Raw genomic sequence first — 12,223 nt, 5'->3', positions numbered from 1 at the left:
TGACTCGAACAGGGATGTTCGAGATTAGAGCAGCGCCATGGATGGCTAGCTGCCGTGATGGTCTGGGTGTCACCGGAGCCCGAAGACACCGTCTTCGCACGTATTAACCATCTTGCAGGATGGCGGGAGGTGACCAAAGACCATAATCTTTTTGGCTGTTTAGGCCGGAATTACATATTAGCATTTTCAACCTGAGTTGTCAATAACTAATTTTCACTAAGTTCTAATCAAACACACTTCAGCCTCAGACCTGTAATTCAATCAATATCGCTTTTGTGGCGCTCGGTTATATTACCATCTCAGCTTATATGATGTCAACTATTATTTGCTAAAGTATTATTTATTATGCAAGATCCTAGTAATTATTTATTAACATTCGTTTACTCCAGCTATACAAGCCATGACCCGATATGTGTAACTACTCACCCCTCCGTCACACCCTAACGAATGATGATAATAACCCATCGATTCCGTACAATATCGTAAAATAAACAATTACTGACACGCATTGACCTCCGCCAAAGTCGATGCCACTTCACACCCAAAAATTGCCCCAAAAAATAGGCCCCTACTAATATGGGATACGTCGTTAATTCCCATCCGAGACTTAATTGAATACGCAAAAAAACTATAACTGGTATTGGTAAATGAACTGATATAAACCATTGCCATGAGAACTTTTTGACGTTTCCTCTCCAATACCCAAAAGGAATATTCAACAAGATTACCCCAATTAAAGCGATCAGCCAATTCATCTGCCTCATCCTTCCAATTTATAAAGTCTTAAGTTAGAATTCTTTTCAAATTTATGTTTACGAAACAATTTCTTACAATATACATAATTAATGACTCTTAAAGTGGAGTGTGTTGTAGTATGTTTAAGAGGCCAACCGTAATATTAGTGCGTAAAAGGACGGTTTTGGTAGCATTGCTTGCAGTGATCATACTATTTATTGGAGCCTGGTCATTACAATTGACCTCTGTACTATCTTCTAATCTGAAAGATAAAGTGATTGTTATTGACCCTGGACACGGGGGGGCTGATCCAGGGGCTCAAAATTCCGAACTCAAAGAAAAGGACGTCAATTTAGATATTTCTTTGCGCTTAAGTAAAGTTTTAGCGACCAAAGGATGTACAGTCATACTAACTCGCGAAGTCGACAGGGATTTCTTTCTCCCGGGATTTGTCAAAGGACGTATGGCCAAACGAATTGAGTTAAACAGTAGGATCGAGATAGCTAATAAGAACAACGCTGATTTATTCATTAGTGTCCACGCCAACAGCTTTCCGAAACGAAATTCATATGGCATGGAAACCTATCACCATCTAGACTCTCCGTCTGGAAAAGCACTGGCTGAACTAATCCAAGAACAACTTACTCTGCTTCAATCCGATAATAAACGTAAAGCCAAGGCAGGAGATTATTATGTTATTAAACAAACGAAGATTCCCTCAGTCATTGTAGAGGTTGGATTTATTTCTAATCCTCGAGAAAGAAAACTCTTGCTATCAGAAAATTATCGTGATTCAGTTGCCGACGCAATCGGAGCAGGAGTTGAGAATTATTTCAATGTCTTTCCAATGGGTGTTAGGGAAAGCTCAACTACATTTGCACGTCAAGAAGGCCCTCCTCCTGCTAGTGGGGGTACATATAGACTCTACTTTTCAAGCGATAACTTCGAAAATCTTGTGCCTGAAGAACGTCAAATTGACAAATCATTATGGTCAAATCTAACCTTATCTCAAAAAGCAATCCTGATCCTGAACGAACTTATACGGGGTCCTCAATCCGACAAACTTACATCGGCACTTGCTCAAACTACGCAAATACTTTCTTTATCTATTCAAAATGGATTAGCAACTATTAACTTTAGTAAAAATATTAGTGATGATTTTCCAGGCGGGGCCTTAGAGGAAGATATAACCATAAGATCAATCGTTTGGTCTTTAACTCAAATTCCTGGAATTAATGGAGTTTGTATTCTTATTAATGGCGAATATGGTGAATCAATCGGGGGGCATATTCTCTTAGATCATACTTTTACTGCTCAGCCCGGTGTTTGAAATTTTTTTTGTACGCACATGCAAAAGGCCTAAGAATAATCATTATCCTAGGCCTTTGTTTTAATATCTATTACTTACTCTGCGGTTGCATAAAAAATTCAATATTATAACGATCACTTAGCCATTTTGCCTTCCATTCGTCCAATAACAAAACAGCGTAGTTTTCATCTTTATCTATCACAACAGTACTCATACTAGATTCTGTCAACAACTTCACAGTCTTCGGTTCATTTTCTACCCAACGGACGATTTCAAAAGGGAGATGTTGAATATCCACCTGTACTCCATATTCTTCCCGCAATCGGTATTCTAACACTTCAAATTGTAATTGACCTACTACTCCAATGATTGGAGCCTCAACTCCTACATTGAGATCTCGAAAGACGTGTATAGCCCCTTCTTCCTGTAATTCCTGAATCCCTTTAATAAATTGTTTACGCTTCAGGGCATTCGCAATATTAATACGCGCAAAATTTTCAGGACTAAAGAAAGGCATTGCCTCAAACTGAAGCCCATCTCTTTCTGTGAGAACATCCCCGATCCGTAAAAGTCCACTATCATGAACCCCGATTATATCACCGGCGAACGCCTCATCAAGAATCGTCCTTTCCTGTGCGAACAGCTGCTGGGGCTGAGCAAGACGAAGTCGGCGATGAGAACGCGTATGGATCACATTCATACCACGTTCATATCGACCAGTACAAATCCGAATAAACGCGATACGATCGCGGTGTTGAGCATTCATATTTGCTTGAATTTTAAAGATATACCCCGAAAAGCTAGGAGTTTCTGGGTTTAAATTGCCTAAATTTGTGCTTCGCGGTTGGGGCGCAGGGGCGAGTTCTAAAAAACTGCTCAAAAAATTTGGAACCCCAAAATTATTAAGCGCGCTTCCAAAAAACACAGGTGTCACTTCTCCGCGATCCACTCGTTCTTGGGAGAATGTATTACCCGCCATATCCAAAAGTTCAATCTCCTCGTAAAGTTGATTGAGTAGACCTTCTCCAATACCTTCCTGTACCTTCGGATCGCTCAGAGCACCAGATACAGGTGGCTTAGCACTGGATTTGTTACTCCCTTCCACAAACCGTTCAATTTGCTCTGTTTGGCGATCATAAATCCCTTTAAAATCAGGACCCATACCAATTGGCCAATTCATAGCATACGATTCAACCCCAAGGACCTTTTCCACTTCATCCATTAGATCAAGAGGCTCCTTCGCATTGCGATCACATTTATTGATAAAGGTAAAAATTGGGATACCCCGTTGACGACAGACCTGAAACAGTTTCTTCGTTTGAGTTTCAACCCCTTTGGCTGCGTCTATTAACATAACGGCACAATCGGCAGCCGTTAATGTCCGGTAGGTATCTTCACTAAAATCTTGGTGCCCCGGTGTATCGAGAATATTAATAACATATCCCTGATACTTAAATTGAAGAGCACTTGATGTAATAGAAATCCCCCGTTGCCGCTCGAGATCCATCCAATCTGAAGTGGCATAACGTTCTGCCTTTCTGGCTTTAACGGATCCCGCTTCGTGAATTGCCCCTCCGAAAAGCAGCAGCTTTTCCGTCAGTGTCGTTTTTCCTGCATCTGGGTGTGAAATGATTGCAAAGGTTTTGCGCGAATTAATTTCCGATTTTAAATCCGTTTGGTTCAATGTCATTAACTCCTTAACATATCTATTGTCTAAGTTTCCTGTATTTAGTCTATTAATTTATTTCAGTTTTTACACTTATAAGGATAGGATAAAAATTAATTATAACACGCTAAGGTGTATTTCCTCAAATCATTTCGTTTTATAACTTCTAACATCTAACAAAAAATATAAACCTTACTCTTCAAAAACTTGCTCAAACCTTATAAGGGTCTACTGTCTTATATAAGCTTCAGGCAATATTTAAGAAGCGCTCAGACAAATCATATCTGAGCGCTTCTCTTGAATAAGAATATTGTTTTATAAAACATCTACCCTCACTGGATGTTTCCAGATTGTTTTGCATGGTCAGCCAACCATTGCTCAGCAGCATAATTTAACGGCAAGGTTCTTACATCTTCCCAAATAAAATCTGCTACGGCCAGTGTGCGCAAATCCAACTCTTTAAAATACTGTCCGCAAGCTTCACAAACCACCAATTCGATGCCGGGAAATTCTTCTGACTGAAGATAGCTTTGTTCAGTTGCTTCTTCGCTTCCGCAATGAATACAACCGACACGTGCCGTTGGCCATTCATGCCCGCACAATGTACAATGTATGAATCGTTGACCATTTGATCGAGCGAGTATAGAAAGCGTAGCGTGCTCCCCACATATTGGGCAAGCGTCGCTTTCATAAGCTGTTTTTTCAGGATGAACCTGACCTTGATTATTCTCTGCATCCATTTTGGTTTTCATAAATCTTGCTCGTAAAAGGTGTGCAATACCCGTTAAGGAGATTTGCAGATTACTTGATAACTCTGGTTCTGACAAGGATTGACCGTTTTTAAATCTTTTCCAGGTCTCTCTTAAGGCCGCTTCGGAAACGATTAAACCTATTACCTGATTCAACCTTTTCCAGAGTTCTAGGACGACTATTTCTGGAAAGTCCACAAAGGGGTAGTAAGGGGGAGTCTTTGCCGGACTCAATTCTTCCATTCCGAAAGAACCCCGCTCATCTTGCCAGCGCCTAACTTCTTCGTTCAGTAGGCAATAGGTCTGAAAAGCTTGCTCCAGCGATGTGTCTCCCGCGATTTCCATCTTATGCATAGTTTTATCCATTTAAAGGAGCTCCCCTTACATTCATTTTCTAGTAGGTGTCTTATCTTATCTTATCTTATCTTATCTTATCTTATCTTATCTTATCTTATCTTATCTTATCTTATCTAAGCTTGCCTATTATTTTGCTCATCTTTCACCCTCGCATACCATTTGGCATGGTGCGAGCGTGCAAACTTTATAGGTACATAACCATTGATCATACCTGTAATGGAAGGGTTTGAATCCGGGTGTAATAGACCTAGATACATATGCCCGATAACAGCGGCTGTCATCATAATCATTGAGAGGTCGTGTACTGGATAAGCCCAACGGACTAAACCAGGTGGGAAAGACGGGGCAAACCACAACACGATTCCACTTAGCGTGATGAAAACAGAGCCAAAAATAGTGATCATGGAGTTAATTTTTTCTCCCCCGTTATACTTGTCTTGAGGAGGATAGGTACCGTGTCCCCCGAAAAATTCTTTAGGGAATGCCGTGACATGTTGTAGATCTTCTTTAGTAAACTTAAAGACTGATCTTAACCATTCCCAGTGATAGCGCGGATTTCCAACAAAGAACATCAAGGCCACCACGACAACGAACACGACCGCTACACCACGGTGAATCAGACGTGCAACTTGAATCCCGCCAACAACCGCCATTGCTGGTTGGAAAAAGGTGCTGAGAACTCCCAATCCGGTAAAGAGTAGTACAAAGAAGGCAATGGCATGAACCCAGTGACTTATGCGTTCTCCTTTAGAAAAACGCAAGATCCTATTATGGTCAATCGTCTTTGGGGTTTGATTTTTGGTTTGCATTTTGACTGCCATTACTTATTGCCCCCTTTCTTACTATCTACAGGGTCTTCCGAGTCCCCACCAGATCGGTAGTTTCCTCTTAAGAGGTTGGCGAAAACCCCTATTACCACAGCAGCCGCGGCCCCTCCGACCGCAATCCCGCCCACCGGACGAATGACATCTTTCCAAAGAGTCAGAGAGAGTGGAATCGTTGGGTTAACTGGGAGGCCGTAGACTTCTGGGCTATCTAATAACAAGTAGAGAAAGGTTGTGCCACCCATTTCCTTTTCTCCGTAGAGCTGTGCCTTGGGATAAGTCTTTTGAACGTCGGCGAGACGCTTCTTCGCTTGCGCCAGCATAACATCACGTTCTCCAAAACCTAAAGCTCCCGGTTGACAAGTATGAACACAAGCTGGCAGTAAATTATTCTCTACCCGATCGATACATCCCGTACATTTGTAGGATTTCTTCTGGACGGGATCGACCTTCGGAACCCCGAACGGGCAGTTCTCCACACAATAACCACAGCCAATGCATTTATCGTGCTCGAAAACGACGTAGCCAGATTCCGTCTTGGTAATTGCATTCGAAGAGCAAGCCTTCATGCAAGCAGGGTCTGCACAGTGAAAACATTGTGCCTTGCGCATTAGCCAATTCATTTTTGATTTTCATATTTTCAATGAACGTCATATAGGTCCATGTCTTTGTGGTAAAAGCATTTTGAGTCTGATAACTGGTGAGTAACTGAGTTTTCTCCGCTGGAAGCTCATTCCACTCCTTACAAGCCACAGAGCAAGCTTTACACCCCGTACATTTTGAAGTGTCGACAAAAACCATCTTTCTTGTCATCGCTATGCCCTCCTTATATTGACTAGGCAAACTTTATACTCCGGAGTACCCGCTCCAGGGTCCAGTGCAGCTATGGTCAAATCATTAGTACTCGGTCCAGGACTTAAGCTGGCAAAACCCCAACTCCAAGGCATACCGATAGTTTCAGTATCTTTACCATTAATTTTATACGACTGTAAGCGATCCGTAACTAAGGCTCGAACGGTTATCTTGCCGCGAGCAGAGGATACTTCGACCATATCCCCTTCTTTAACTCCAATTTTTTCCCCTAGTTTTTTACTGATTTCAGCAAAGGGTTCCGGCATAATCTCATTCAGCCACGGAATGTTGCGCGTTATTCCTCCTGCACAGAAATGTTCAACTACTCCATAGGTGGTCAAAACATGTGGGAACTCTTCCGACTTACCGATTTTAGTGGAGACAACCAGTGCCACTGGGCTTGCCGAAACTTTCGGATGCAAAAGGTTAGTCGTTGGGCTTTCCGTCGGTTCGTAGAATTCTGGCATCGGCCCATCTACGCATAGTCCTCCAGGACGAATACCGATAGGGGGTAGGCCGTCTGCCGGTGGTTCTGCTGGCAACCCACTCATATACACGGCTGCAAATAAGCGACCTACACCCTCGGGGTTCATGCGGAAACTTTGCTTCCCTTCTGGTGTTTCTGGTCCCTTGGTCTTATCCACGACGTCCGCACCGTCATTTCCTGCCCATACTTTAGCTGCGCTATCCCACCAGACGAGTTTGCGTTGGGCGTCGACAGGCTGACCTAATTCATCACAGGAAGCTCGGTTATAGAGAATACGAACATTTCCTGGCCAAGCAAAACTCCATTGTTGAAACAGTCCAAGTCCTGAGGGATCGTCATTCTTACGACGAGCGGCCAGGTTGCCATTCCCTGTAACACCAGCATAAATCCAACATCCTGTAGAAGCCGTGCCAATGGGTGCTTTAAGATAATCCCCTATAGTCGGAAGGAGCTTACCGGTTGTTTCGTCATACCCACTTAACTCCTGAAGTACTTTTAAAGCGCTTGCTTCCTCACCATACTCCCAACGGGCCTTTAAGATCGGGGCATCCTTAACCTCTGTACTCCCTGCATATAACTTGCGAATTTTCTTAAAGAGGATGTCCATCAAATCGAGATCCGGCTTCGATTCCCCGAGTGGCTTGAGCGCAGCGTCTTTCCACTGAATCCAGCGCGAAGAATTCGACATGGTGCCTGCCTTCTCATAGACGAAAGCTGCAGGGAACATGATGACTTCGGTCTTAATATCTGCTGTTTTCACCCCTGGTTCACGCCAGAACTGGGCAGTTTCAATCTCGAAGAGGTCCGATACGACCAACATATCGAGTTTGGCTAAAGCAGAACGGACGCGTTGTCGGTCAGGCTGAGAGACTAAAGAATTCGAGCCAACGTTAAAAAGAAGCTTAATCTGTCCCTTTTCCATTAAATCAAAAAGCTTAACGAACGTTCCATTGACTGTGGGATTGGTCTTCGGTAAGTAACTATATCCGTAGTCATTCTCCTTGGTGGCATTTTCCCCAAACCACGCTTTAAGCTGGGCAACTATATGTTTTTCATAAAATGACCCATTTTTGACAAGATAATCTCGCAAGGTCTGATCCGCATTGGAGGGATACGGCAAATAGCCCGGCAAATTGCTAACAAGATTTGCCATATCGGTTGAACCTTGGACATTCGGCTCTCCGCGCAAGGCATTGATACCACCGCCGGCTTTACCGATATTACCCAACAACAATTGGATGATGGCATAAGCACGAATCCCTTGAACGCCCGTGGTATGTTGAGTCATTCCCAAAGCATAAAGAATGGTTCCTGGCTTCCCTTTGCAGAAGGTGTCCGCAATTTCTTTAATTTTAGCGGCAGGAATTCCGGAGATCTTTTCGGCAGTTTCAAAAGTATATCTAGAGTAGTGTGCTTTGAGCTTAGCAAATACGCTATCTTGATCTTCTAGACTTTCAGCTTTCAGGGGCTTTTTATCCGGTCCAAGTTGGTAACCCCAGCTCGCAGTGGCATACTTTCTCGTTTTCTCATCATAACCAGAGAAGAGACCTTCTTCTGATTTGTAATCTTTGCTAACCTTAATAAGAGCATTTGTATAATTTAAAACATACTTTTGATCATACAATTTTTGTTCAATAATATAATTAATAATTGCGCCGAGATAGGCAATATCCGTTCCCGGACGGATTTGTGCGAAGACATCAGCTTTCGAGGCTGTCCGAGTAAAGCGTGGATCGACGACAATAACTTTTGCGCCTTTTTCCTTAGCCCGAAGAATCCATTTCATGGCAATCGGATGGTTTTCTGCACAGTTACTTCCTGCAATTAAAAAGACCTCGGCATTTTTCAGATCAGACCATGAATTGGTCATTGCACCGCGTCCAAATGAAGGTGACAAACTTGCCACCGTGGGAGCGTGTCATATCCGGGCCTGATGTTCATTGTAAGGGGTTCCAATTAATTCGCAGAATTTCTTGATCAGGTAAGACTCTTCATTGTCCACTTCAGCCGAACCAAAGAAGGCAATCCCTTCAGCACGGTTCACAGTGAGCATTTGCTTTAGCCCCGTTTTAGCGTCGACAACCTCATCGGCAGCTTTCCAACTAGCATCCCTGACTTCTTTAGTTTTCTTGGCAACGATGTCCAGAGCAGCTTCCCATGAAATATCTTCCCAGTGATCAGCACCCGGTGCACGACGTCTTGGCTTAATCACGCGATCTGGTGAGTTAGCGACACTTAGTAAACTTGCCGCCTTAGGGCAGAGAGTTCCCTCATTCGTCGGATGATCCGGATCCCCCTCTAGGTGAATCAATTTGCCCTCTTTCACATACAGAAGCATCCCACATCCACCTGCACAAAAGTGGCAGATGCTCGGGATTTTTTTGGTTCCATCCAGTTTCAGCGCATACCCTTTAGCCTCAGCTACAGCCGGATCAAATCCTAAGCCCGCAGCTAAAGCGGCGATGGAAAGCCCTGAAAGTTTAAGAAAACCGCGACGAGAAACATCCATCTTTCTTTTCCTCCCTATTATGTTCTCCAACCACACCTATGACCTAATGTACGTCTTTGAACAACCTTTTAGCATACTCTTATGAATTTTCTTAATATACCATATATAGCTTATCTCTCATTCGTAACATAGTCACGATTTTGTTCATTATGAAAATAAATAAACTATAAAGAATATAAAGGAACTTAAAAAACACCTCCAGTTGGAGGTGTAAGCTTTTAGAGTTAGATAGATTATGTCATTTTGAAATATTAGATTTTCATACATCCAAGGAACTTAGGTCAATGACTGGCCGAAACAGTTTTACAGGTCTGCCTACTGTTCCATATTTCAATTCCGCTACTAAAATTCCGCATTGCTCTAAAAATTCGAGATACCTACGTACCGTTACGCGAGTTAGGTTAACCCCCTCTGCCACATTATCTGCAGAGACCGGTCGGTTTGTATCGCGCAAGAAAGAAGAGATTTGCTTCAGGGTATGCTGATTAAGCCCTTTCGGTAGGACCATTTGTCCAAGGTTACGTTGTGGCTTAGGAATGTCAATTAAAACTAGATCGGGCCCTTCCATTCGATTGTCATTTTTAACTTTAGGTTCCTTAGGAACGGAAGCTTTGCTCATTTCATCTGCAATATTACCTAATCGTTCAACCATTTGGTTAAAAGCAAATGCCAGCTCTCCAATTTCCTTAGGTCCAGTAACATGAATTTTTTCTGTCGCATGACCTGTGGCGACATCACGCGTCCCAAGTGTAATATCATGGAGAGGTTGAATAATTACTTTTTGAATAAAAAACCACGTTACCAAAACGACTATTAATGTTAATCCTAATCCGAATACCGCTAAACGAATTAATGAATTCACGATGAAAACTTGAGCATAACTTTTTGAAATTCCAACGTAAAAGATTCCAATAATATCCCCATTCATATCACGGATTGGTTGGTAAGCCGTCTGATAGAGATGCCCAACAACATTTGCTTCACCGAGGTAAACCTGACCATTTTTTAAGACGGTTTGAGCCACAGAATCAGCTACTTTTGTGCCAATAGCCCTTTCTCCATTGTCACTGCGCACAGTCGTTGCAACGCGAGTATCTCTGAGAAATAAAGTAACTGTGTCACCGGTTAGCTCTGATAAATGATCCACAAGTTCTGATTGATGAGATAACTGATTTACGCCTTTGTATAACATCCCGTCTTGTATATGCCAAGGGCCAGTGTACTTAAGATCAATGATCTCCATACACGTCGCCAAATCAGATTTTGCTTTAACAATGGCAGCATCCACGGCCCTTTGCCTCATGTCCCAACCAACTACGAAGATAAAACTAACTGCCAAAATGATCAGCGAACCAATCATCAACAATAGAATTTGATGCTTAAGTGAGTTCAATTTTACTCCTCCTCGGAGATATCTTTGATATCATAAGTTCGTTGTCTTTCCACCTAAAACCTTTAATTAAAAAAGTATTTTTAAAGTTTAGGTTATGTTATGAGAAGGAATTACCTAACTGATGTGGAATTTGTAACTATAAATGTAGCTATAGGAGGATTGATCTATGTCCTTGTTTCGTGTTCTCTATGAAATTCTAAGCCAAAACGGTTGGGAATTCGATTTTGACAACAAGAATGGGATCATTAAGCTTGAGATTCGTGGTATTAACACGAATTTTCACGCATTCCTTCTTGTCGATGAAGAGCAAGAATCCTTACTATGCAATACACATATTAATCAAAAAATTCCCTATTCCAAACGCCTTGAAGTATGCGATTTTATGAGTCGCATTAACTACGAGCTTGTTAACGGCAATTTTGAAATGGACATGGATAATGGAGAAATCCGATACCGCACCTTCCTTGATTTATCAGATGCCGAGCCCTCACAAGACCAAGTCCTTAATATCGTTTGGAATGGTGTACTTGGCTTTGACACATATTACCCTGGATTAATGAAACTCGTTTATGGAGATTTAAGTGCCGAAGAGGCAGCAGACTATTGTATTGAAAACATTTAAAGGAGTGGCATTTTGCCACTCCTTTACGCTGTCATTGGGACTATATAAATAAGAACCATAAGGTAATGCACTATACTTCCCGCCCCAATAAACAGATGAAAGACTTCATGAAAACCAAATCGTTTAGGGAAAAAGTCAAAAATCTTGGTCGCATAGATTACTGCGCCCATAGTATAAACGGCTCCACCAACCGCCATTAGTATGATCGCGCCCATCGGCAAATTCTTGATCAGTTGTAAAAACGGCACTAAGGCAATCCAACCTAACGAGACATAAAAAGCTGACGACACATATCGGGGTGCATGGATAAACCAAATCTTGAGGGCCATGCCAATAATAGCTAAAATCCAAACCGTTGCAAGCATAGCCCAGCGCCATGCTCCTTCTAAACCATAGTAAAAAACTGGTGTATAGGAACCAGCAATCAGAAAATAAATAGCAATATGGTCTACCTTTTTTAATATAAGCTCTTTTTGAGGAGTGGTTTTTACCCAATGATAAAGTGAGCTAGCCCCATATAGCATAATCATACTTACACCATAAATTGTCATTGTAATAAGTTTGGAAGTATTGTTTTTACTCAATAGAACCAAGAATACGAGTCCGACAATAGCAGCCATGAACAAAATAAAATGGGTCCAAGTATTTACTGGTTCCTTCATTTTCAACGTCATTTAAAACCCTCCATAACTCTCTTGACTAACGTTCTTTCTATTTAAG

The 12,223-nt window shown here is 42.1% G+C and carries 9 protein-coding genes and 1 pseudogene; 2 read left to right on the top strand and 8 right to left on the bottom strand.

Annotated features, from left to right (window positions below):
- Positions 1–495: 495 nt before the first annotated feature.
- Positions 496–750 (bottom strand): hypothetical protein, encoded by a 255-nt coding sequence (locus UF75_RS21220; protein WP_045576551.1) that lies wholly within the window; start codon positions 748–750, stop codon positions 496–498.
- Between the two features lie 124 nt (positions 751–874).
- On the opposite strand from UF75_RS21220, the gene UF75_RS21215 reads away from it, so the two are divergent.
- Positions 875–2,065, top strand: a complete 1,191-nt coding sequence (locus tag UF75_RS21215; protein WP_045576550.1) for an N-acetylmuramoyl-L-alanine amidase — start codon at positions 875–877, stop codon at positions 2,063–2,065.
- Positions 2,066–2,135: 70 nt separating this feature from the next.
- On the opposite strand, the gene UF75_RS21210 is transcribed toward UF75_RS21215, so the two are convergent.
- The 6 genes and pseudogenes from UF75_RS21210 to UF75_RS21180 all read right to left on the bottom strand — a co-directional run bounded on the left by UF75_RS21210 (position 2,136) and on the right by UF75_RS21180 (position 10,881).
- On the bottom strand, positions 2,136–3,734 hold the full coding sequence (locus UF75_RS21210; protein WP_045576549.1) for a peptide chain release factor 3: 1,599 nt from the start codon (positions 3,732–3,734) through the stop codon (positions 2,136–2,138).
- A gap of 308 nt (positions 3,735–4,042) precedes the next feature.
- Positions 4,043–4,825 carry a formate dehydrogenase accessory protein FdhE gene (gene fdhE, locus UF75_RS21205; RefSeq protein WP_045576548.1) on the bottom strand — a complete coding sequence of 261 codons (783 nt, stop codon included), beginning with the start codon at positions 4,823–4,825 and terminating at the stop codon, positions 4,043–4,045.
- Between the two features lie 104 nt (positions 4,826–4,929).
- A complete protein-coding gene (locus tag UF75_RS21200; RefSeq protein ID WP_045576547.1) occupies positions 4,930–5,637 on the bottom strand; it encodes a formate dehydrogenase subunit gamma in 708 nt (235 codons plus the stop codon).
- Positions 5,637–6,453 (bottom strand): annotated as a pseudogene (locus tag UF75_RS21195) (4Fe-4S dicluster domain-containing protein). Before UF75_RS21195 ends, UF75_RS21200 begins: the two are co-directional and overlap by 1 nt.
- Positions 6,454–6,455: 2 nt before the next feature.
- Positions 6,456–9,488 (bottom strand): formate dehydrogenase-N subunit alpha, encoded by a 3,033-nt coding sequence (fdnG, locus tag UF75_RS21190; RefSeq protein ID WP_082075268.1) that lies wholly within the window; start codon positions 9,486–9,488, stop codon positions 6,456–6,458.
- Between the two features lie 259 nt (positions 9,489–9,747).
- Positions 9,748–10,881: a cache domain-containing protein gene (locus UF75_RS21180; RefSeq protein ID WP_045576544.1), complete on the bottom strand. Its 1,134-nt coding sequence runs from the start codon at positions 10,879–10,881 to the stop codon at positions 9,748–9,750.
- A gap of 166 nt (positions 10,882–11,047) precedes the next feature.
- Between UF75_RS21180 and UF75_RS21175 the strand changes: the two genes are divergently transcribed.
- Positions 11,048–11,503: a YbjN domain-containing protein gene (locus UF75_RS21175; protein ID WP_045576543.1), complete on the top strand. Its 456-nt coding sequence runs from the start codon at positions 11,048–11,050 to the stop codon at positions 11,501–11,503.
- Positions 11,504–11,526: 23 nt separating this feature from the next.
- Here UF75_RS21175 and UF75_RS21170 read toward each other — a convergent pair whose 3' ends face one another.
- On the bottom strand, positions 11,527–12,177 hold the full coding sequence (locus UF75_RS21170; protein ID WP_197079489.1) for a hemolysin III family protein: 651 nt from the start codon (positions 12,175–12,177) through the stop codon (positions 11,527–11,529).
- Positions 12,178–12,223 lie beyond the last annotated feature (46 nt).

It is taken from the genome of Desulfosporosinus sp. I2 (assembly GCF_000960765.1).
In the GTDB taxonomy this organism is placed as follows: Bacteria; Bacillota; Desulfitobacteriia; order Desulfitobacteriales; family Desulfitobacteriaceae; genus Desulfosporosinus.
This window is presented reverse-complemented; position numbering and strand designations above follow the sequence as displayed.

Excerpts from the sequence above, each read along its gene's own strand:
- UF75_RS21215 (WP_045576550.1), top strand. The coding sequence starts at position 875 with ATGTTTAAGAGGCCAACCGTAATATTAGTGCGTAAAAGGACGGTTTTG.
- UF75_RS21175 (WP_045576543.1), top strand. The coding sequence starts at position 11,048 with ATGTCCTTGTTTCGTGTTCTCTATGAAATTCTAAGCCAAAACGGTTGG.
- UF75_RS21210 (WP_045576549.1), bottom strand. The coding sequence starts at position 3,734 with ATGACATTGAACCAAACGGATTTAAAATCGGAAATTAATTCGCGCAAA.
- fdhE (WP_045576548.1), bottom strand. The coding sequence starts at position 4,825 with ATGGATAAAACTATGCATAAGATGGAAATCGCGGGAGACACATCGCTG.
- UF75_RS21200 (WP_045576547.1), bottom strand. The coding sequence starts at position 5,637 with ATGGCAGTCAAAATGCAAACCAAAAATCAAACCCCAAAGACGATTGAC.
- UF75_RS21170 (WP_197079489.1), bottom strand. The coding sequence starts at position 12,177 with ATGACGTTGAAAATGAAGGAACCAGTAAATACTTGGACCCATTTTATT.